Source organism: Thermostichus vulcanus str. 'Rupite', assembly GCF_022848905.1.
Classification (GTDB): domain Bacteria; phylum Cyanobacteriota; class Cyanobacteriia; order Thermostichales; family Thermostichaceae; genus Thermostichus; species Thermostichus vulcanus_A.
In genome coordinates this window covers 141,580-161,846 of sequence record NZ_JAFIRA010000002.1, presented here as the reverse complement: position 1 = coordinate 161,846, position 20,267 = coordinate 141,580, and the positions used below count along the sequence as shown (strand labels likewise).

19 protein-coding genes are annotated in these 20,267 nt (G+C 55.0%); 12 read left to right on the top strand and 7 right to left on the bottom strand.

Going from position 1 to position 20,267, the window contains the following annotated elements; all coding sequences use genetic code 11:
* The first annotated feature begins 144 nt into the window (after positions 1 to 144).
* From JX360_RS01950 to JX360_RS01935, 4 genes are all read left to right on the top strand, one after another.
* A complete protein-coding gene (locus JX360_RS01950; RefSeq protein ID WP_244348799.1) occupies positions 145 to 1,095 on the top strand; it encodes a CHAD domain-containing protein in 951 nt (316 codons plus the stop codon).
* Between the two features lie 216 nt (positions 1,096 to 1,311).
* Positions 1,312 to 2,376 (top strand): polyamine ABC transporter substrate-binding protein, encoded by a 1,065-nt coding sequence (locus JX360_RS01945; protein ID WP_244348798.1) that lies wholly within the window; start codon positions 1,312 to 1,314, stop codon positions 2,374 to 2,376.
* Positions 2,377 to 2,471: 95 nt separating this feature from the next.
* Positions 2,472 to 3,170, top strand: a complete 699-nt coding sequence (locus JX360_RS01940) for a glutathione S-transferase N-terminal domain-containing protein (RefSeq protein WP_244348797.1) — start codon at positions 2,472 to 2,474, stop codon at positions 3,168 to 3,170.
* A 103-nt stretch (positions 3,171 to 3,273) separates the two neighbouring features.
* Entirely contained in the window at positions 3,274 to 3,417 is a 144-nt protein-coding gene (locus JX360_RS01935) for a chlorophyll a/b-binding protein (protein ID WP_279611163.1), read from the top strand.
* A gap of 299 nt (positions 3,418 to 3,716) precedes the next feature.
* Here the strand turns inward: JX360_RS01935 and JX360_RS01930 are convergent, their stop codons facing one another.
* Positions 3,717 to 5,417, bottom strand: a complete 1,701-nt coding sequence (locus JX360_RS01930) for an L-lactate permease (protein ID WP_244348795.1) — start codon at positions 5,415 to 5,417, stop codon at positions 3,717 to 3,719.
* A gap of 92 nt (positions 5,418 to 5,509) precedes the next feature.
* On the opposite strand from JX360_RS01930, the gene JX360_RS01925 reads away from it, so the two are divergent.
* The 3 genes from JX360_RS01925 (at position 5,510) to JX360_RS01915 (ending at position 7,225) form a co-directional block, all read left to right on the top strand.
* Positions 5,510 to 5,887 (top strand): TatA/E family twin arginine-targeting protein translocase, encoded by a 378-nt coding sequence (locus JX360_RS01925; protein WP_244348794.1) that lies wholly within the window; start codon positions 5,510 to 5,512, stop codon positions 5,885 to 5,887.
* Positions 5,888 to 5,896: 9 nt separating this feature from the next.
* Positions 5,897 to 6,157, top strand: coding sequence for a hypothetical protein (locus tag JX360_RS01920; protein WP_244348793.1), 261 nt, complete (start codon positions 5,897 to 5,899; stop codon positions 6,155 to 6,157).
* 219 nt (positions 6,158 to 6,376) lie between these two features.
* Positions 6,377 to 7,225, top strand: a complete 849-nt coding sequence (locus tag JX360_RS01915) for a PD-(D/E)XK nuclease family protein (protein ID WP_244348792.1) — start codon at positions 6,377 to 6,379, stop codon at positions 7,223 to 7,225.
* 8 nt (positions 7,226 to 7,233) lie between these two features.
* Here JX360_RS01915 and JX360_RS01910 read toward each other — a convergent pair whose 3' ends face one another.
* A complete protein-coding gene (locus JX360_RS01910) occupies positions 7,234 to 8,199 on the bottom strand; it encodes an acetamidase/formamidase family protein (protein ID WP_244348791.1) in 966 nt (321 codons plus the stop codon).
* A 228-nt stretch (positions 8,200 to 8,427) separates the two neighbouring features.
* Here JX360_RS01910 and JX360_RS01905 point away from each other — a divergent pair, with 228 nt between their 5' ends.
* Together JX360_RS01905 and JX360_RS01900 are read left to right on the top strand one after the other, a co-directional pair.
* On the top strand, positions 8,428 to 9,567 hold the full coding sequence (locus tag JX360_RS01905; RefSeq protein WP_244348790.1) for an ABC transporter ATP-binding protein: 1,140 nt from the start codon (positions 8,428 to 8,430) through the stop codon (positions 9,565 to 9,567).
* Positions 9,568 to 9,720: 153 nt separating this feature from the next.
* Positions 9,721 to 10,605 carry an ABC transporter permease gene (locus tag JX360_RS01900; RefSeq protein ID WP_244348789.1) on the top strand — a complete coding sequence of 295 codons (885 nt, stop codon included), beginning with the start codon at positions 9,721 to 9,723 and terminating at the stop codon, positions 10,603 to 10,605.
* Here JX360_RS01900 and JX360_RS01895 read toward each other — a convergent pair.
* On the bottom strand, positions 10,588 to 11,607 hold the full coding sequence (locus JX360_RS01895) for an aromatic ring-hydroxylating dioxygenase subunit alpha (protein ID WP_244348788.1): 1,020 nt from the start codon (positions 11,605 to 11,607) through the stop codon (positions 10,588 to 10,590). The two genes, JX360_RS01900 and JX360_RS01895, sit on opposite strands and share 18 nt — an antisense overlap.
* Positions 11,608 to 11,880: 273 nt before the next feature.
* On the opposite strand from JX360_RS01895, the gene crtH reads away from it, so the two are divergent.
* Positions 11,881 to 13,446, top strand: a complete 1,566-nt coding sequence (gene crtH / locus JX360_RS01890; RefSeq protein WP_244348787.1) for a carotenoid isomerase — start codon at positions 11,881 to 11,883, stop codon at positions 13,444 to 13,446.
* Between the two features lie 33 nt (positions 13,447 to 13,479).
* Complete coding sequence (locus tag JX360_RS01885; RefSeq protein ID WP_244348786.1) at positions 13,480 to 15,570, top strand: O-linked N-acetylglucosamine transferase, SPINDLY family protein; 2,091 nt, start codon at positions 13,480 to 13,482, stop codon at positions 15,568 to 15,570.
* Here the strand turns inward: JX360_RS01885 and JX360_RS01880 are convergent.
* Positions 15,499 to 16,671: an RNA-guided endonuclease TnpB family protein gene (locus JX360_RS01880; RefSeq protein ID WP_244348785.1), complete on the bottom strand. Its 1,173-nt coding sequence runs from the start codon at positions 16,669 to 16,671 to the stop codon at positions 15,499 to 15,501. The genes JX360_RS01885 and JX360_RS01880 overlap by 72 nt on opposite strands.
* A gap of 207 nt (positions 16,672 to 16,878) precedes the next feature.
* Entirely contained in the window at positions 16,879 to 17,142 is a 264-nt protein-coding gene (locus tag JX360_RS01875) for a hypothetical protein (protein WP_244348784.1), read from the bottom strand.
* A gap of 226 nt (positions 17,143 to 17,368) precedes the next feature.
* Here JX360_RS01875 and folK point away from each other — a divergent pair, with 226 nt between their 5' ends.
* On the top strand, positions 17,369 to 17,860 hold the full coding sequence (gene folK, locus JX360_RS01870; RefSeq protein ID WP_244348783.1) for a 2-amino-4-hydroxy-6-hydroxymethyldihydropteridine diphosphokinase: 492 nt from the start codon (positions 17,369 to 17,371) through the stop codon (positions 17,858 to 17,860).
* Positions 17,861 to 17,868: 8 nt separating this feature from the next.
* Here folK and folP read toward each other — a convergent pair whose 3' ends face one another.
* Together folP and JX360_RS01860 are read right to left on the bottom strand one after the other, a co-directional pair.
* Positions 17,869 to 18,681 carry a dihydropteroate synthase gene (gene folP, locus JX360_RS01865; RefSeq protein ID WP_244348782.1) on the bottom strand — a complete coding sequence of 271 codons (813 nt, stop codon included), beginning with the start codon at positions 18,679 to 18,681 and terminating at the stop codon, positions 17,869 to 17,871.
* A 242-nt stretch (positions 18,682 to 18,923) separates the two neighbouring features.
* Complete coding sequence (locus tag JX360_RS01860; protein ID WP_244348781.1) at positions 18,924 to 20,153, bottom strand: S-layer homology domain-containing protein; 1,230 nt, start codon at positions 20,151 to 20,153, stop codon at positions 18,924 to 18,926.
* Positions 20,154 to 20,267 lie beyond the last annotated feature (114 nt).

Genomic DNA, 20,267 nt, shown 5'->3' with positions numbered 1-20,267 from the left:
GCCAGAGCCCTGCTTCATCAGCCCCGAGCCTCAAGGTTAAAGTTCGGTTAAGATAGTCTCTCTTGGGTAATTCCCAGGTTGTGCAAATCCACAGGCTAGTTGCCCGAAGTTAGTGCTGTTGGGTTCTGGAAGGACGCCTCATCGATGAACACAGTTGCTGCCGAACAGAAGATCCTGCTCTCGCCCCCATCTACACCTACCCTAGCCTCAGAAGCCCACCACCTTTTGCAGCGGCAGTGGCAACGGTTGCAAAAGCATGTGGCGCGGGTCATTGCCCATCATGAAGAGGCTGCCGAATCCCTCCATCAAATTCGGGTGGCGCTGCGGCGGGTCGGCACCTGGGTGCAGGTTTTTCAGGGATCCCTCAAGCTACCTAAGCCCCTCCAGCTCAAACGGATACAAAAATTAGCCAGCGCCCTCGGCAAACAACGGGATCTGGACGTGCTGCTGGAGATCCTACAAGAACCCTGCTGGAGGGGGATCCCGCCAACCCAACAGGCGGAATTAGAACAGTTGAGGGCGGACTTATCCCATCGGCGGGCCAAAGCCCAAGACCGTTCCCGTCGCCTTTTGAAGGATCCCACTTTTCTGGAATTCCAAGGGGCTTGCGAGCACTGGCTAGCCCAACCCCGCTACACTCCCCAAGCCCAACTGCCTCTACAAGACAGCCTGCCCCATTTGCTCACCCCACTGTTGGCCCAATGGCTCCTCCAACCGGGATGGCGGATCCCCTCGCTTCCCTGCAAGGGATCCGAAACCAAACAGTTGCATGAGTTGCGTAAAGCGGGTAAGCGACTGCGCTATCAGGTGGAGTTTTTCTCCAACTTCTACGGCACTGATGTTCAGGAATGGCTGGAAAGCTTGAAAAGCCTACAGGATCAACTGGGCCGTTTTAACGATTTACAGGTTTTGCAGGCGCACTTGGATCCCCAATCAGATCTGAAACCGATTTTACAGGCCCAACAAGCCCTGGCTCTGCAGGACTGGCCACTGCACCAACAGCGAAACCTCACCCCCGCACACCAGCGGCAGCTTTATCAGATGCTTCTGACTCCCACCTTGGTAGAAAGCATTCAGGCCTCAGAAGCTGTGTAGCGGGCTAGACAGCAGGGATCCGTCCATTTGCGCTCCAATGGGTGGGGCGTGAAAATAAGTGAAAATAAAGGTTGGGTCATAAAGGTTAAGTCGGGATCCCATTTCTCGGACGCGACCGGAACCTTGCGCCGCCTTTGCACGACTCCAAAGCCTGAGGAGATCAGGCTTCTGACCTCTCCGGCTCCAACTTCGACGCGCTGTATTTGGGGAAACAGGATGAAAAAGTGGATTGCCTCGGTTACGACGCTGCTCTGCTGCCTGCTCACCTTGGGAACCTTTTGGCCCAAGACCACCTCAGCCCAGCAACAAACCCTCAACCTTTATATCTGGTCAGAATACATCGACCCGGACATCATCACCGCCTTCGAAGCGGAAACCAACAGCCGTGTGGTGGTCAGCCTGTACGAATCCAACGAAGATATGGTGGCCAAGTTGCAGGGGGGCGGTGTAAGTCAGTACGACATTGTGGTGCCAACCGACTACATCGTGCCCAACATGCTGGAACTGGGCCTGTTGCAACCCCTCAACAAAGACCTCATCCCCAACTTCAGCAACCTCGGCGAAAAATTTGTTAGCTTGCCCTTCGATCCTGAGAATACTTACACCGCTGCCTACCAATGGGGCACCACAGGGATTGGCTATCGCCGGGATCGCCTACCGGAAGATTTTGAGCGCTCTTGGGGACTTATCTTTGATCCTGAGCAACAGGTCGGCCCCTTCGTGATGATCGACGACATGCGCTCCATGATTGGGGCCGCTGCAATCTATCTGGGCTTCGACATGAACACTACAGTTCCCTCGGAACTTCGGCAAATCCAGCAGTTGCTCATCGAGACCAAGCGCCGCAGTGCCGGCTTAATTGGGGGCGTAGGGGGCAAAAATCAACTGGTATCGGGTACCGCCAATGTGGCCATCGTCTACAGCGGCGATGCCCTACAGGCAGCAGAAGAAACTCCCGAAATTGGCTACTTTGTACCGCAGGAAGGGGCCAACATTTGGCTTGATACCTTGGCGATTCCGGCACGGGCTCCGAACCCTGAGCTGGCCAACCGCTTTATCAACTTCATTTTGGAGCCTGAAATCGGTGCTCAACTGAGCAACTACAACCGCTTTGCCACCCCCAATGCCGCCGCGTTACCGATGATCGAGCCGGAAGATCTGGAAAACCCCGCCATTTACCCAGACGAAGAGATTCTGGCTAAGCTTACCTATTCCAGCGTGCTCTCTGGGGAAGAAATGCGTCTGATCGATGCCCTCTGGACGACGGTAAAAAGCAGCTAAACCAACCCAACGGGATCCCGTCCACTCTTTTCATGCTAGCTGTCAGGGTTGAGAAGGTTAGAATGCTAAGCGACCTGCCCTAAGGATCCTTGGCAATGCTCGACCTTTACGCTTGGCCCACCCCAAATGCCTACAAGGTCTCGATCATGCTGGAGGAGGTGGGGATCCCTTACAACGTCATTCCCGTCAATATCGGCAAAGGGGATCAGTTCAACCCCGAGTTTCTCAAGATCAGCCCCAACAACAAAATGCCCGCCATTGTGGATCCCGATGGCCCGGGTGGCAAGCCCTATTCGCTCTTTGAGTCGGGCGCAATCTTGATGTATCTGGCAGAGAAAACCGGGCAACTAATGCCCACAGAAATGGGATCCCGCTATCGCGTCATTCAATGGTTAATGTTCCAAATGGGGGGCATAGGGCCGATGATGGGCCAGGCCAACCACTTCCAGTACTACGCTCCGGAAAAGATCCCCTATGCCATCGACCGCTATGTCAAAGAGACCGGGCGCCTGTTTGGGGTCGTGGAGCGAGTGTTGGCAGAGTCGGAATATCTGGCGGGAGATTACTCCATTGCCGATATTGCCAGTTTTCCCTGGATGCGTGGCTACGAACGGCAGGGGCTGAACATCGAGGATTTTCCCCAGGTCAAGCGTTGGTTGGCAGCAATTGAGGCCCGTCCCGCAGTGCAGAAGGGATTGCAACTCTTGGCAGAGGTGCGCCGTCCCCCCAGTCAAACCATGAGTGACGATGAGCGGCAGATTTTATTTGGTGAGCTGCAATACCAAAAACGCTGATGTCAAGAGGGATTTGCCATGCTTCAGAGTCTTGACATAAAACTTGACACTTTTTAACACTTGAGCCAAAGTGGAAATGTCACCAGTTGATGGAGTTGAAACCATGGAAAACCAAGAAGCTAAGTTTGGCTTTACCGCCTTCGCCGAAAAGTGGAACGGTCGTTTGGCGATGCTGGGCTTTGTGATCGGCGTAGCTACTGAATTGCTGACTGGCCAAGGGATCCTCTCCCAAATCGGCTTGCTATGATTCCTAGTCTGCGGACTTCTTCTTGTAGATACTTCATAGATAGTCTGTAGATGGATTTGCAAGCTGGCTTGATCTTGATGAGGGGTCGCTGATCTACGCTCCCTGAGTTCGGCCCGGGCTCTTTACTTAGCGATTGTCCACTTCGTAACCTAGTACCCAAGGCTTCTGAGCTGGATCTGAGATAGGGCTGCGCAAAGCACTCTCTCGGCTCCAGCTTTTTACGGCCTTGGCAAGATTTGTATTGGGTGGGTTAATGGTTAAGGTCGTGGCAGGTTGAGTTCGGCGAGGAAGAGGCTAAGCTAGCTCGATCTGCTGGTCAAAACTCCTGTCAGACCTAGCTCGTCAAATGCACCACCAGCCCGCCCAAGGATCCCGGCCAATCCTAGGTAATACAGCAAAGGAACCAACAACCGCTGCATCAGTAGCCCTTCTCGCCCCAGCAACTCCACCGTTGCTGCCGCTGCCACAATGTTGGAGACACAAATCACATTTCCTGCCGAAGCCCCGACGCTCTGTAGAGCAATGATCCAGCTGGTGGAGGCCCCAATTTCTTCTGCCACCCCAAACTGAAACAGCGAAAACATCATATTGCTCACCGTGACACTACCGGCCACAAAAGCGCCGATCATTCCCACCACTGGCGCAAACAGGGGCCAAGTTTGACCCGCCAACGCTGACATTCCCTGCGCTAGCGCCAGGGGCATACTGGGCAGTCCCGCCGCATTCACGTCGGAGTTGATAAAGACCCTTGCCATCAGCACTGCCGCCCCTAAAGCCAGGGTGGTTTTGCCTAAGAGGGGAATGGCCTCTGTGATGGCTCCCTGGAGTTCAGCCGGTTTCATCTGGTGCAACCCATAGGTGAGCAGCACCACCGCCAAAAATAAGGTTGCCGGTAGGTACAGGGGTTGTGTAGAAATAGTCAGGGTTGTGCCAAATAGGTTGGGCCAACTGAGTCGCACACTTTGTAGCCATCCCCGCAGCGGCAGAGCTTGCAGCCGAGACACCACCAGCAACAGCCCCAGCAACAGGTAGGGCAACCACGCTTTCACCACGGTCATAGCTGCCGGAGCTGCTCGTAGTTGGGGCATCAGGGATCCCGTCCACTCCGTGGGCCATTCGCGGGCAAAATCCCAGCTCTGCTCCGGCATTAACCAACCCCGCCGCACCACGGCAACCACTAGCCCTAAGCCCACCAATCCCCCGATCAAAGAAGGGAACTCTGGCCCTAACAAGACCGCCGTGAGAGCATAGGGCAGCGTAAAAGCCACACCCGCAAAGAGGGCAAACGGCCAAACTTGTAATCCTTCTGACCAGGAGCACCGGTCCCCAAAGAAGCGGGTAAGGATCAACACCAAAATCAAGGGGATGAAACTACCGATCAAGGCGTGTAGGATCCCAGCTTGGGCCGCCACCTGCAGCAGAAACCCCGCAAAAGAGACATTCTGGTCAGCCAAAGCCCGTTCAACGGTTTCGGATCCCCCCAATCCTGTGGCTACCCCAAACAGAATTGGAGTTCCCACTGCCCCAAATGTGGAAGGGGTGCTTTGGATGATCAGGGCCGCCATCACCGCCGCCAGAGCCGGGAACCCCACTGCCACCAGCAAGGGCACACAAATCACCGCCGGAGTGCCAAAACCGGAGGCCCCTTCGATAAAACTGCCAAACAACCAGGCGATCAGGATCACCTGGATCCGTCGGTCCTCTGAAAGACTGAGGAGGTTTTGCCGAATGACACTGATGGCTCCCGAGACTCGCAACACATTCAACAGCAGAATGGCCCCAAACACGATGTAGAGAATTTCGGCTGCGATCACCAGCCCCTGCACCAAAGAAGCCATCACCTGCCGCAAGGGCACTTGCCACATCAGCAACGCCACCCCCGAGGTTACCCCCAAGGCTGCCGGCATGGCTTGGCTGGCAGGACGACGCCCCACCACCAACAACAGAAACACAGTAAAAATCGGTAGCAATGCGACTAGGGAATAAAACAGTAAAGCCATCAGAGTAGGAAAGTGTGCTTGCGTTTGGCATCGAGAAGATGTCAGTCTAGGGAATCGAAGGGATCCCTTATAACCGTACTCTGTCAGGGCTCATGAATTTTTTTGGTGTCGGACTGCCGGAAATGTTGGTCATCTTTACGGTGGCTCTCTTGGTCTTTGGGCCGCGCAAACTGCCTGAAATCGGGCGTACACTGGCCAAAACCCTGCGCAGCTTGCAGGATGCCTCCAAAGAGTTTGAGACACAACTGAACAAAGAGGCACGAGAACTGGAAAAAGCGACTCGCACCCCAACAACCGTTGCCGCCACCTCTCCCAAGGCATCCAAAGCGGCAGCCAAGGCTCAGCCCAAAACCGAGTCGGTAGCTACAGCAGACAGTCCCACAGAATCGGTGACAGAGCCGGAATCCACCCCCGAACCGGTGGCCGCTGCACCCGAAGCCGAAAACCCTCAAACCGCAGACGCTGCCTAACTGACTCCCATGGCCCGTTTCAACCCGCTTTGCTTTGGCATGGAAATCACCCGCATGTTCGAGCAAGGGCAGTCCTACTTTGCCCCCTCGAAAGTGGAAACCTGGCTGCGGCAACATGATCAAAACCCCTCCGACTACGAGATCTCCTTCCATCAGGAGCTACCCCCGGTCGGCTCCTCGGCAGTGATGTGGATTCGTATTGACCTAAAGCGCCTGGATGGGCAACCCGTGGATCCCTGGTTGTTGGAGGAGATCAACCGCGTGGACTGAGCACTAGCGGATACAGAGTTTCTCTAATGTCTTTCCTGCCATCTATGCCCCAGCCGCAGCCTATTCAATTTTTGAACGAATCTGATTTTGGCTACGAGAAAGCAAAAGGGTTTGGATAGACATATAGGCCAATACGGGTGTCTCCCGATGGAGGCTAGGAACAGGTACTGTGAGGGCAGTCAAACTTATCCCACTACTACCGCCATGTCTGGGATCCCTGTGGCCAAACTGCCTTTCTCTGAACGAGCCAGATTGGAACCTCGAAGCTTAACTCTAGAGGAAGTCACCCTTTCTGCGTCTTCTTTGACTTTGCTTGAACACTGCCCACGCCTGTTTCGGTATGTCTACCTGGAGCGATTGATTTGGCCTTCTGCTGATGTTTTTGAGCACGAACGGGAGCAGCAACAGGGGCGGCAGTTTCATCGTTTGGTGGAGTTGTATAGCCAGGGACGAGAGGTGGAGTCGCGTTTGCCCAGCTTGGATGAGGAGGTACAGCAGTGGTGGCAAGTGTTTCTGGCCAGTCCCCATGCCCATCCGCAGGGACGGGTATTTGCCGAGTTGCCCCTGTGGCAACGGATAGAGGGGTTTAAGCTGATCGCCCGTTTGGATCGGCTGGTGATTACCCCCGGATCCCTGCACATTGTCGATTGGAAAACTGAGCGCCATCGCCCTCTCGATAGACATCTACCCAAAAGCTGGCAGGTGCGACTTTATCCCTTGTTGCTTTGTGGGGTGGCCGAGCAACTGCCCTTAGAGAGTCCTTTCCACCCTGAGCAGGTACAGCTCACCCTCTGGTATGCCCAGCATCCGCAGCAACCCTTCCACTTGCACTACAGCACTACCGCCTATGAGCAAGGTCTGGCTGATCTGAAAGCTACCCTGACCCATCTGCGACAACTAGAAGCGCAAGACTTTCCCTTGACACCCTACACCGAACGCTGTAGCAGTTGTCTGTTTCGCTCCCGCTGCTATGGGCTTTTGCCGGAAGGGATCCCGCCAGAAGAAATTCGGGATTGGGTTTGGCCGTCAGAGGTTCAGATCTCCCCTGAGGATCCCCCCATGGATTGAGGGTTGTCTCAAAGTAAGGCCGGTTGCGGCAGGATTCCCTTGGGCAACAGTCCGTGTACCCCCTTCATGGGGCTATTCACCACCTGAGTGATGTGAAAGTTCACGGCAATGCTACAGAGCACATAGGCTTCCTCCCGCTCGATGCCAACAAACTTGTGCAGAAAATCGATCATCCGCTTCAGGGCCAGTTCAAAGGCTGTATCCAGATCTTCAGCAAAACCCAGGGTGATGAAATCCGTAGGGGTTTCCGCCATCGGTGCCTGGAAATGCAAATCCTTGCGCAGGATCAGCTGCAGGGTGCCGTTCATGGAGGTTTCGATCGCCGTCACATCAATTTCTCCATCCCCCTGAGCAGCGTGGCCATCCCCCACTGAGAAGAGGGCACCGGGCAGGAAAACCGGCAAAAAGACACGGGATCCCGCCTGCAGCTGGCGATTGTCGATGTTGCCACCATAGGCCCCAGGCGGTACGGAGTTACGGCTGGTTTCGTCGGTGGCCACGCCCAGAATGCCGAAAAAGGGTTGAATGGGAACACGAATGCCACTGCCAGGGGGAAACTCTGCCACCCCTTGCTCCAGATCCAGATCGATAAAGCGCAGCCGAGGTTGATCAAACTCTCCAGGTAGGGCTCCCCAACCGGGACGAATCGCATTGAAGCCAATCGGTAGACGCGGGGTTATCGCCTGCAATCGTACCTCCAACACATCCCCTGGCTCTGCACCCTCCACATAGATCGGCCCGGTTAACAGATGTGGCCCTGGCCCCACGCGGCGCTCGGCAGGTAGGGTTTTACAGATTTCGATGAACTCCGGCGTGAAAAAGCGATCCGGTGCTTTGCCGTAGTGGGCAAACCCTGAGTAGGTTTCCACCTGCACCACATCCCCTGATTGCACCCGCAAGGCCGGGGGCAGAGTTGAAGAAAACCCGCCCAAATGAACGGTGCTGGGGGTGGCATGGAGGGTGTAGGTCGGCACGGCAGGGATCCCTTGTGAAAAGATGCAGGCAAATCGTGAATTTATCCTGAATCAGGTTGTTCGCCAAACTCGTATCTGCGGCTACCAAATTCTTCGGGATGGACTTCGGGTGAAATGTTCTCCGGTTGGAGTTCACCTGATGCTCGGGGAACCCTGCATCAAATGTTGATCTGAGGAACTTGTGCCCAACGTAACTTCAACACAGTCTCAGGCTTGCATACTGGGTAAGTGTTGTTGTCTGACTGGTCAACTGTGATTTCTGGTGCTCGGGATCCCGACTGGGATGTGGAACTAAGGGGCCTCTACAAGCGTTTTGGGGATTTTGTTGCCTTGGATGGCATTGATTTGCAAATTCGCCGGGGGGAGTTTTTTGGTTTGCTCGGGCCTTCAGGATGTGGCAAAACGACCTTGCTGCGCATTTTGGCTGGTCTGGAAATGGCCGATGCCGGGGCAGTGGTGATCCGGGGTCGCCCGGTGGGGCACTTGCCGGCCCACAAGCGCAATGTCAACACTGTGTTTCAAAGTTATGCCCTCTTCCCCTTCATGACCGTCGAGGAAAATGTTGGGTTTGGCTTGCGCATGCGGGGATTACGGGGAGAGACTGTCCGTAAGAAAGTGGCGGCAGCTCTAGAGTTGGTGGAAATTGGGGCTTTTGCCGGGCGCAAACCCCATGAGTTGTCCGGTGGGCAACAGCAGCGGGTGGCTTTAGCACGGGCTTTGGTGAACGAACCGGAGGTACTGTTGCTGGATGAGCCGCTCTCGGCTTTGGATGCCAAGTTGCGCAAGCAGCTACAGGTGCAGTTGTGCGAGTTGCAGCGCCGCTTGGGGATGACGTTTATTTTTGTTACCCACGACCAAGAGGAGGCCCTGGTGACCAGCGACCGGGTGGCGGTGATGCGGGCGGGACGCATTGAGCAAATGGGCTTGATCGATGAGGTCTACGAACGTCCGGCAACGGCTTTTGTGGCGGAGTTCCTCGGGGCGAGCAACCTGCTACAGGGTACCGCCTGTGGTACCGACTGTGTGGACACCCCGTTGGGGAAGTTGAAGGTGTTGGGGATCCCGGCCAGCCATGAACCGGTGCAGCTGGCGATTCGACCGGAAAAAATTCAGCTTTCTCGCACAGGTTGGGATCTGTTGCCTAATCAAGTGCCGGTGCGGGTGGAGAACCTGATCTACACCGGGGCGGAGAACCAGTACCTGTTGCGCACAGCCCAGGGGCAGCACCTCAAGGCCACGGCTCTCAACATGGACAATGAAGACTTTGGCTTTGAAATTGGTGAAGCGCTGGTGGCCCATCTGCCCCCGAAAAGCCTCATCCGCTTGCAACCTGCTCCTCTACCACCCAGCCCTATGGAGGATCCCTAGATGCTTGAGGCAGAATCTCCCGTGACGGGAAAAACGGCTCCAACTGAATATTCAGGGGATCCCAGCTCTGGGCAACAAAGCTCTCGACGAAGTTCACAAAGAGCGAACCCATCCAAAGGAGGTTGGGATCGGCGGCAGGTTCGATTTGGGGAAATGCTCACGCCCCTGGGAGAACTGGGGCGCAGCCTGATTTTTGTCGGGCCAGGGGTGCTGTGGGTAATGTTTTTTTTGGTGCTGCCGGGGTTGTTGCTGGTGGTGTATAGCTTCCTCAGTCGGGGGGATTTTGGCCAGATTCAACTGCCCCTGACTTTGGACAATTACCTGCGTATTCTCGGCTATGGCCCCTTGGGCTGGACCCCGATCTACTGGCAGATTTTGGGACGCAGCCTGCTGGTGGCAGCGGTAACCACCTTCTTTTGTGTGCTGTTGGCTTACCCGCTGGCCTTTTTTATTGCTGCTCACCCACCCCGGCAACGGGATCTGCTGCTGACGTTGGTGGTGGTACCCTTCTGGACGAATTTGGTGATTCGCACCTACGCCTGGATGCTGGTGTTGGGGCCAGAGGGATGGCCAGCTCGCTTGGCTGCCTGGATAGGCTGGATCCCTCCCCAAACGGCGCTTTACCCCAGTTGGCTGGCGGTTTATCTGGGCATGGTCTACACGTTTTTGCCCTACATGGTTCTGCCCCTCTACACGGCGGTGGAGCGCATCGATTGGCGGCTGGCGGAAGCAGCACGAGATCTCTATGCCAATGGTTGGCAGGTGTTTTGGCGGGTGCTCTTCCCGCAGACGTTGCCGGGGTTGGCCTCGGGGCTGATTTTGGTCGGGATCCCTGCCTTTGGCATGTTTGTGGTGCCGGATTTGCTGGGGGGGAGCAAAACCTTGCTTATCGGCAATGTGATTCAGTTGCAGTTTGGCTCTAGCCTTGACTATCCCTTTGGGGCGGCCCTGAGCTTTTTGGTGACCGGCCTGACGCTGGGGCTGATCTATGCCTACAGCCGCTATGCCGGCAGCCGCAGCCTAGAAGATCTGGTTTGAGGATGAACCGTGGGCTTTGATCAGGGCAGCCAATTGTTTGCGCATCAGGATCCCAGGCTTATCGGTGAACATATGCTGTTCGGCGCTGAGGGTAAGGGGGACATCGGGATCCGTTGTTTCCAAGATGGCTTTGTCTTCTAGGGTAACGGCGCGGTCGAAACGGATAACCTCTGCCGCCGGGGTCTCGGCTTCGGTGTCGTTGCGCAGACAAAACTGCACCACCTGTGAGGCGCGGTCGTTAATCGGGGTGGGGGTATTGACAATCACATGGCTGCGGCCATTCGGGTAGCGGATGTGGATGTGGTTGGTGAAGGGTAGATGCCAGATCAAGGTGGTGGTGCGCTCGGTTTTGGCGGAGGCAATGCCCAGGTTGTGTTGCTGCAGTTCTGGATTGGTAACCCCGATCACCGTGTGGTTGCGGATGCCGTAGTCCAGCTCCTCGATCTCAAACTGGCTGGGTACTAAATCTTCCTTGCTGCCGAAGGTGTATTGATGCACAAAGCTGATGTGGGCGGCATCAAACTCATTTTCACAGATGCGCAAGCTCGCACATTCCCAGCGCTCATAAAACTCGTGGATGAGACGGTAACGGGGATCCTCCGCTTCCGGAATGACCGGGATCCCGCGTAGGGGTTGGGGATGCAGACACACCCAGGCATAGCCATAGCGGGTCTGGCAGAGATAGGCGGGAATGCGATAGCTGTCTGGGATACGGGAGGGATCCTGCAATTGGGGCACCTTGACACAAGCGCCCGTGCCATCAAATTCCCAACCATGGTAAGGGCAGCGAATATGACCCTCGCAGACGCTCCCCCGAGACAGTTGTGCCGATCGATGACAACAGCGATCCGCAGCGGCTTGCGGTTGCCCGGCTTCATCCAGCCAAAGGACAATCTTCTCCCCCAAAAGTTCAAAAGGTTGCGGGGATCCCTCCCTCAACAGGCTCAGGGGCATCACCGGGTACCAGAAGCGCCGAAAGACAGGATGCTGAGTCACCAACATGGCAGAACGATCAACAAAAAATGAGCTGCATCCTATGTAGCAAATTCGTGAACTTGGTTCCGTAGCCCGTGCCACAATCCCTAGTTCATCCTCACCAGCAGAAAAGAACTCCATAAAAAACTCCATAGGGATCATGACTGATGACCCAGCCAAAAGGGATCCCGTTGGTGAGGGGAGGAGCCTTTGCACATCTGGTAGGTTGAGAATGTTGGTGCGGACTCCGTCCTGCTGACGCGACCAGTGCCAGTTTTGAGGGATCCCTTGACCCAAACCATGTCTCTTCAGACCTCTTTGCAACCCACTATCCCGAATTGCTCCCCCTCCTCTCCAAAGCCACCCTCTTTCGATGCCCTTGTCATTGGTTCTGGCATTGGCGGCTTGGTCACAGCCACTCAGTTGGCGGCCAAGGGATACCGCGTGTTGGTGTTGGAAAAGTATCTGATCCCGGGGGGGAGTGCCGGTTATTTTGACCGTCCGGATCCCAATGGCAACGGCTCCTACCGCTTTGATGTCGGCGCTTCCATGATCTTTGGTTTGGGCAGCCAGGGCACCACCAACCTACTGACACGGGCGCTGGCGGCGGTGGGCCAATCGTTGGATTCTGTCCCCGACCCGGTGCAGATCGCCTATCACCTGCCCCATGGGTTGAATCCACGGGTGCATCGGGATTACGAGCGGTTTTTGCAGGAGTTGTCCGCCTATTTCCCCTCTGAGAGAGCCGGGATCCGCCGCTTTTACGATGCCATGTGGCCGATTTTCAACAGCCTGAACGCGATGGAGCTGCTCTCGTTGGAAGAGCTAGGCTACCTGTGGCGGTCGTTTGTGGGTCATCCCCTAGGCTGCTTGATCTTGGCGCGGTATTTGCCGGTGAATGTCGGTCAGGTGGCACGGCGCTACTTACGGGATCCCAATTTGCTGCGTTTTATCGACATGGAGTGCTACTGCTGGTCGGTGGTCCCGGCGGATCGCACCCCCATGATCAATGGAGGTATGGTGTTTTGCGACCGGCACTACGGCGGCATCAACTATCCGAAGGGAGGGGTGGGGCAGATTGCCCAAAAGTTGGTGCAGGGGCTGGAGGCTCATGGCGGCCAAATTCGTTACAAAGCTCGAGTACGGCGGATTCTGGAGGAACGAGGACGGGCGATTGGGGTGGAGCTAACCACTGGCGAGAAACTCTTGGCCCGTAAGGTGATTTCCAATGCTACCCGCTGGGATACCTTTGAGCAGCTGTGGCCGGGATCCCTGCCGAAGGCAGAACAACGCTGGCAAAGCCGCTATCAACAGTCCCCCAGCTTTTTAAGTTTGCACTTGGGGGTGCGGGCAGAAGGTCTTTCCGGTGAGCGGGATTGTCACCACATCCTGTTGGAAGATTGGGACTCCATGGAAGCGGAACAGGGCACAATTTTTGTCTCCATCCCTACCCTGTTGGATCCTGACCTAGCCCCCCCAGGTCGGCACATCGTGCATGCCTTTACCCCCAGTTGGATGCAGACTTGGCAAGGGCTAAGCCCAGCCGAATACCAACAGCGCAAGCAACAGGCTGCAGACCGTTTAATCCAGCGCTTGGAACGCATCTGGCCCCAGTTGGGATCCCATATCGAGCTGAGGGAAGTCGGTACCCCCCGCAGCCACCGCCGTTTTTTGGGCCGCGTCAACGGTACCTATGGCCCAATCCCCAGTCAGGATCCCTGGGGGTTGTTGGGGATGCCCTTTAACCGTACCGCGATCCCCGATTTGTACTGTGTGGGCGATAGCACCTTTCCCGGCCAGGGGCTGAATGCGGTGGCCTTCTCCGGGTTTGCCTGTGCCCATCGGGTGGCTGTGGATTTGGGGTAAACCTGTTAAAGGTGGATATTAGGCCAGGACTGAATGCAAGAACCTACCCTTCCGTCTGTGCAAGAGAGGCTCCTCAAGGGCATCCAAGCGCAACAAGCAGGGGAACTCCAGCAGGCCGAAGCAATATACCTAGAAATTTTGGCTGAATATCCTGAACAGGCGGATGCTCTGCATCTGTTGGGAACAGTCTCTCAGGCATTGGGTGAACTGGAGCTGGCCGCTTCTTTAATCGAATCGGCGATTGAGCAAAACCCTCAAGTTGCTCTCTACCACCACAATTTGGGCGTTGTTTATGAGTCTCTGGGTCAACTTGAGAATGCCTTGTCTTGTTATCAAAAAAGTCTTCAACTCAATCCTCAGGCTCTTACATCAGCTTTTCAAGCAAGTAAACTCTTATTAAATCTAAGACGAAGCGAAGAAGCAATCCCACTGCTTAACTCACTGTTAGGTCATCACCCATCACAAAGCGGGATCCCTTTGGCAGAGGTGCATCTCTATTTGGCGATTGCTTGTCGGGATCAAGGTGAACATTCTGTTGCCCTCAGTCATCTTGAACAAGCCCTGATTTTGGATCCCGACCTAGCACAAGCCAGATGGTTTTATCATCTCTATCTACCTGCTGTCTATCAGAATGAACAAGAACTTGAGTACTTTCGTTCACGGTTCATTAAACATTTAGATATTTTGATTGAGGAAACTCCTCTAGAGACTCAAGAGCAACAGAAAACTGCCTTGTCAGCTTCTGGTTTAGGAACCAATCATTACTTACAATATCAAGGCTTTAATGACATTGAGCTACAAAGAAAATATGCCAATTTTGTTCAAAGCATTGTAAAAGCCTGTTATCCTGAATGGAGTTCTCCGCCACCTCCAAGGTCTCGCTCCAAAGGGGATCCCATTCGGGTAGGGTTCCTTTCAGACTCCATGCGAGCATGTTCCTACAGTCGCCTGTCCCTGGGCTGGGTAAAGTACTTGAATGCTCATTTGAATGCGGATTTGAGCACCAATCAGGCTAACCCTGATAGGATTGATAGGAAATTTAAGATTTTTGCCTACCATGTGGATCCCAAAACCGATTTCATGACAGAGTTGTATCGTCAATATGCTGATACTTTTCGTCATATCCCAGCCGGCCTTGAAGCAGTAGCAACCCAGGTTTTGCAAGATCAGTTAGACGTTCTGGTGTATCTGGAGATTGGCTTATCCCCTCTTATTTTGCAATTGGCTTCGTTACGCTTGGCTCCGGTGCAATGTTCCACCTGGGCACATCCAGTAACTTCCGGTCTCTCTACCATTGACTACTTTCTCTCCAGCGATTTAATGGAGCCAGACAATGGGCAAGAGCACTACAGTGAGACATTGATCCGGTTGCCCCATTTGGGAACTTGTTTTGAAAAGCCAGCTTTACCAAAACAAAATCGCTACCGTACAGATTTTGGCTTACGGAAAGATGCGGTTGTCTATCTGACTTGCCAATATTTGGGTAAGTATCTTCCACAGTATGATTATCTATTTGCCGCTATTGCCAAGCGGGTGCCGACTGCCCAGTTTGTCTTTTTAGCCCTGCCCAATAGGGCTATTGCTGAGAAATTTCGTCAGCGTTTAGCCAACGTTTTCTCTGCTTACGAGCTGAGTTTAGATAAGCATTGCTTGATATTGCCCCAATTAGATTATGAAGCCTATTTGGATTTGAATCGCTGTGCCGACGTGATGCTGGATTCCTACGGTTGGTCGGGAGGGATCACCACTCTGGAGGCTATTGCGATGGGTTTGCCTGTGATTACCTGTCCTGGGAAACTGATGCGAGGTCGGCATACCTACGCCATGCTGAAAAGAATGGGTTTGACCGCTCTGATCGCCCCAGACCTCTCAAGCTATGAGGATTTAGCCATACAACTGGGATCCAATCCAGAGTTCCGTCACCACATGGCTACTCAGATTCAGCAGCGACGAGACCTCCTCTTTGAGGATCAGGAGTGTGTAACTGCACTGGGCCATTTCTTGCAGCAGGTTTTGACACTCCCCCGGTTAGAAACCGGGGGATTCTCCCTTCTAGCCCCCCACAGCTTGAAGCCGCAAGGTATTCATGGAGTTCAGGGGATTGCCAAGTACCCCATCCCCTGAGCCGACCGCACCCATTACAGATACGGCTTCTTTTAGACTCAGAGGACACGCGAATCCGTCCCACTGGGCTAGGTTCATAGCCGCGTTCCAGTCGGCATCACAGCAATACCCGTCCTGCCCGGTGAACAGATGCCCAACTCGTTTACCCAATAACCCCGTGCGGTGGTCGATTTTGGATGTGTAGGCAGCCGGACGCTTGTGCAGCGTCCTACCCGCCATTTCCAGCTTGTAGGCAACCTTCCACTCCAGGTCGTAGTACGACCAGGTATGGCGCGATTTCCCGGCATCCGAACGCGCCTTCTGGCTCTGTCTGGATTGGCGAATACCCGAGAGGTCTTCCATCCACACATCCGCATTCACCGCCTTGGCAAACCGCACAATGCGGCGGCTAACGGTGTGGTTGACTGCCCTCATCCAACGGGCTTCTTTGCGCTCCAGTCGCTTGAGTGCTCGGTATTTACCCGCCTGTTGCAACTGGGCACGACGCTTCTGGAAACGCCGACGACGATAGGCTACCTCTCCACCCCCAAAAAACACCGCCCGACCCCAACGGGTGGCCGCCACTGCCAAACGGTTCTGCCCCCGGTCAACACCTAACCGCTCCGTACTCTTCACTTCGGGAACATCCCAAGTGATAGACAGAACAGCATACCAAACCCCACGTATTTGCATCAGTTTCAAGGTTCCCCGTTCACAATCCTGCTCGGCCAGGATGCGCTCAAGACGCTCGGCATAGTAGGAACTGCCAACCTCAAGGGGAACCCGCTTGTCACCCTGAATCGTGGGGAAGCTCACTGAGTAGGTGCTACCTACTTTGTGCAGCTTCCAGTTTTGGTTGTTGACCTCTGGCCAGAACACTTTGAAGTGCTTGACCCGCTGGCCGGCTTTCCCCTTCAGGACACGAATCACCTGGTTGGAGAGGGCCGACTTGAGGGGTGTCACCACTTTGGCGGTTGTTAATGCTTTTCGTTCCTTTGGACTGATGCGGAGCAGTTCGTTTGCCAGTGCGGTTGTCGCCCAAACCGTCTGGGCAAACATCTCTGCTTTGACCGCGTTGAGATCAAGAAACTTGAGCTTGAGTGTGGTGGTGACCCGTTTCATGGGGGCTATTGTACTATTCCTGTAGATGCTTCGCCGTTATCTACATGACAGAGTACAAGCATTATCGGCATTCGGTTGGAAAGGTGTTGGAATACATCAACGACCCACACCACGGCTGAATCAATTCAGCCTGTGCGCTTATATCCCCCGGTTAGAAACCGGGGGCTTTACGCTGGTTTTCGTAAGCTTCTCCTGTACTGAGAATGGCTAACCAGAGTCAATTCTTGAAGTGGCCAACATTTGCCCAAGGTGATGGTGTAACTGTTCCACCTCCTGCCACAGTTCTTGAGGCTGCACAATCTGCCAGGGAAACCCCATTTCCAACATCACACAGGTAAACCACCGTAGGCAGTGTACCGAACCCCGCAGACGGATGCCGGCCTCTCCTGTTTCTTGCACAAGCCGCTCCTCAAACGGGCACAACACTTTCTGCAGCAGCAAATCAGCAATCACCCGGTATATATCCGCCACCCAGACGCCCAAGAGTGGATGCGAGTCGCTCCGGGGGAGTTACCGCCCTGACCCTCTGGGTTCTCCGTAGGACAAGAGGCGTTGTTCGGGGAAGGTTCCGTTGGCCCCTTCCTGTCATTGCGACAGTGTTGCGGAGCAACGGCATGCCGTAGGGCAGCCCCTTGGGGCAAAGGGCTGTAGGCTTGTATTCTGAGGATTAGCATATTCTGAGGATTAGCACAGTACAGTGGACTGCCGCGCCATCGTTGCCCTGGGTGCCAATCTGGGCCGACCGCGACATGCTTTTGAAACGGCACTCGCCCTGCTGGAACGGGAAGCTGGCCCAATCCTGGCCCGTTCCCGTTGGATTACAACGCCCGCGCTTGTGCATCCGAGCGATCCCGTGCGGGAGCAGCCGCCCTATCTCAATGGCGTCGTTATCTTGGCAACAGCTCTTGAGCCAGAAGCCCTTCTAAGTGTCTTGCACCGTATCGAGCAAGCGCTGGGTCGTGACCGCAGCCACGAGCTTTTGCCTTGGCAGCCCCGTCTTCTGGATCTCGACCTTGTGGCGATGGAAGACAAGGTGCGTCTACCACCGGCCTGTCCCATCCTTCCCCACCCGCGTATGCACGAACGAGATTTTGTCCTCGGCCCTTTGTGTGAGCTTTGGCCGGACTGGCGCCACCCGATCCTGGGGCGGACGGCTGCTGAACTTTTAACAAATCTCCCCCAAAGCTAGGGATCCCTTTAACTCCGGTTCACTCTTTCTTGAAAGCTTGAAAGTCCCGGCAGAGGCCAACCGCACTGCTGGCTTACTTCTAGAAACTGGGCCATCATTTTGGGGGCGTGGGTACGCACATAGAGTGCCCCGCGAGCCACAGCAATCAGAGCCACCAATTGGGAGAGGGGATCCCGTTCTGCTAGGGGTACTTTAAGGGCTCCCTTGCGGGAGATGGCTACCAGAATGGGGATGGGGTGAAAGCGGGTTACCAGCCTCTCCAACCCGCGCAGCAGTTCGAACGTATACTCTGGGTTATGGCTCAAAAAAGCTCCCCAACCGGGATCCAGTATCAGCCGCTCCACCGGGATTCCTTGAGCTAAGGCATAATCAACCCGCCGGGCGAGAAAATCCCCGACTTCACCAACCACATCCTGATAGTGCCGCTCAGTAGGAGTGACGTGGGGCAAAGGTGCATCTTTGGCATGCATCAACACCAGGAACGCCTGATGTTCCCGCACCACATCGGCCAGCTTCGGGTCAGCCTGTAAGGCAGAGGTATCGTTAATCATACGGGCACCCAGAGCCAAGCAGCGGGCGGCTGTCTTGGAATGATAGGTATCAATCGAGAGAAAAGCCTCACCGGCCAAAGCCTGCACCACCGGCTCAATGCGGGCCAGCTCTTCTTCCGCTTCAAGAGGCTGACGGCCAGGGGCTGTAGATTCTCCCCCTATATCCAAGAGATGGGCACCCTCCGCCAGTAGGGTTCGTCCAGTAGCAATAGCTACCTCAGGAGCCTTGAATCGTCCACCGTCAGAGAAGCTGTCGGGGGTTACATTCAAGACTCCCATAATCCAGGGTGGAGGGGATGAGGAGAGCGGGGAAGAGGCGGGGCACATGTTTGTATTTCTTAACAGTTTCTTCCAAATCTTCAGGAGTATTAGGAAAGGACTACCTTACCTCCTCGCGGGATCCCTAGATATAGACAGATATAAGACAGATATAGACATCTCTACCTTGTCCTGGGAAATGCCCATCTGGGATCCCGTGCTGTTGCCTTGCAGTCCATTGAAACTCCCAGAAACTATTGTCGGGCTATAGCCAGATCCTGAGTCAGACGTAGCTCGATCACCTGATTGGGATCCAACACCACCACCTGCGGAGCCGTCACATTACCGATCACCGCGCCAGCAACCCCCGCCCCCAGCACTTCCTCTGTAGCAATGGCGTTGTCTCCGGTGACCAAGCCAAGGATCGCTCCGGCAGCTGCACCAATGGCCGCATCTTGGATGATTTTGCCAGAGGTGGTGTAGCGGGGATCCTTAACGTCGTGAATCACATCCGATTGGGCTGCTAAAGGAAACAACTGATTGTTGACGATCACACTTTCAGCCACAAAGCGAGTTCCCCCCGGAGCCGGTTCAAAGCGGCCATCCACCCGAGAGCCGTAGGGCACCACAATATCTCCTTGGGCATTGCGGATGGGATTGTTGACGATCAAAGAAATGGGACGAGTTTCGTTGGGGGCGATGTAGAGGCGCTCGTTGAAGGTGGTAGTGGTTGGTATGAGGGTGCCCGCCGCCAGTGTAGAAAGACGCAGGTTGAAACCTGCTTGGGGGGTGGGGTTGTAGGGGTTAAAGCTACCCAGATTTTGCGCCACCAGGGATCCCCGATTGACCATAGCTTGGTAGGTAAAGGCGGCCACCTCCGCTCGGGTAGCAGCGCGGTTGGGCTCCAAGAGCATTGGGTCGGGATAGTTCACGATCAAGCCCGCCTGATGGGCAGCGGCAATTTGGGGAAGGGCCCAGTTGGGAATGGCCGCCGCATCCCGGTACCGACTGAAGAGATCGCTGGGTTGTGCAGCTGGGATAGCTTGGGTATTGCCGATGGCGTTGGTGAGAACCACCAAAGACTCTGTGCGGGTTACGGGCTGCTCAGGGCGATAGCTACCATCGGGAAAACCAGCGATCAAATTGTTGGCGGCAGCGGTGGAAATGGCATTAGCAGCCCAATGGGTATAGGGCACATCCCGGAAGCCGATATAGGTGCCAGAGGTGTTGCTGAGGCGAAAGGCTGTATTGACAATGGTGGCAAATTGGGCGCGGGTTACCGGCTCGTTGGGGCGAAAGGTGCCGTCGGGAAAACCATTCAATACCCCCTGTGAGGAGAGAGCCTGAATGTAAGTTTGGGCCCAATGACCCGAAGTATCGCGGAAGGGAGCGGCCATGGCTACCTGACAGTGAATGCCTAGCATAGCCCCGGACAGAACCACCCCTGTCCAAGCCGCACGTGGGGTAAAAAGGGAGGAAAACATGTTCATTCACCGAGTTCTTGTGATGCTCATTACCTGAGCAATGGCTACTTTTATTCTGGCTATTTCCTCAGTGAAGACAATGGCTGAAACCCTTATTCTGCCATGATTTGAGCC

What these genes read in the sequence shown, in the direction of transcription:
- JX360_RS01950 (WP_244348799.1), top strand. Translation starts at nt 145, where the DNA reads ATGAACACAGTTGCTGCCGAACAGAAGATCCTGCTCTCGCCCCCATCT.
- JX360_RS01945 (WP_244348798.1), top strand. Translation starts at nt 1,312, where the DNA reads ATGAAAAAGTGGATTGCCTCGGTTACGACGCTGCTCTGCTGCCTGCTC.
- JX360_RS01940 (WP_244348797.1), top strand. Translation starts at nt 2,472, where the DNA reads ATGCTCGACCTTTACGCTTGGCCCACCCCAAATGCCTACAAGGTCTCG.
- JX360_RS01935 (WP_279611163.1), top strand. Translation starts at nt 3,274, where the DNA reads ATGGAAAACCAAGAAGCTAAGTTTGGCTTTACCGCCTTCGCCGAAAAG.
- JX360_RS01930 (WP_244348795.1), bottom strand. Translation starts at nt 5,417, where the DNA reads ATGGCTTTACTGTTTTATTCCCTAGTCGCATTGCTACCGATTTTTACT.
- JX360_RS01925 (WP_244348794.1), top strand. Translation starts at nt 5,510, where the DNA reads ATGAATTTTTTTGGTGTCGGACTGCCGGAAATGTTGGTCATCTTTACG.
- JX360_RS01920 (WP_244348793.1), top strand. Translation starts at nt 5,897, where the DNA reads ATGGCCCGTTTCAACCCGCTTTGCTTTGGCATGGAAATCACCCGCATG.
- JX360_RS01900 (WP_244348789.1), top strand. Translation starts at nt 9,721, where the DNA reads ATGCTCACGCCCCTGGGAGAACTGGGGCGCAGCCTGATTTTTGTCGGG.
- JX360_RS01895 (WP_244348788.1), bottom strand. Translation starts at nt 11,607, where the DNA reads ATGTTGGTGACTCAGCATCCTGTCTTTCGGCGCTTCTGGTACCCGGTG.
- crtH (WP_244348787.1), top strand. Translation starts at nt 11,881, where the DNA reads ATGTCTCTTCAGACCTCTTTGCAACCCACTATCCCGAATTGCTCCCCC.
- JX360_RS01885 (WP_244348786.1), top strand. Translation starts at nt 13,480, where the DNA reads ATGCAAGAACCTACCCTTCCGTCTGTGCAAGAGAGGCTCCTCAAGGGC.
- JX360_RS01880 (WP_244348785.1), bottom strand. Translation starts at nt 16,671, where the DNA reads ATGAAACGGGTCACCACCACACTCAAGCTCAAGTTTCTTGATCTCAAC.
- JX360_RS01860 (WP_244348781.1), bottom strand. Translation starts at nt 20,153, where the DNA reads ATGTTTTCCTCCCTTTTTACCCCACGTGCGGCTTGGACAGGGGTGGTT.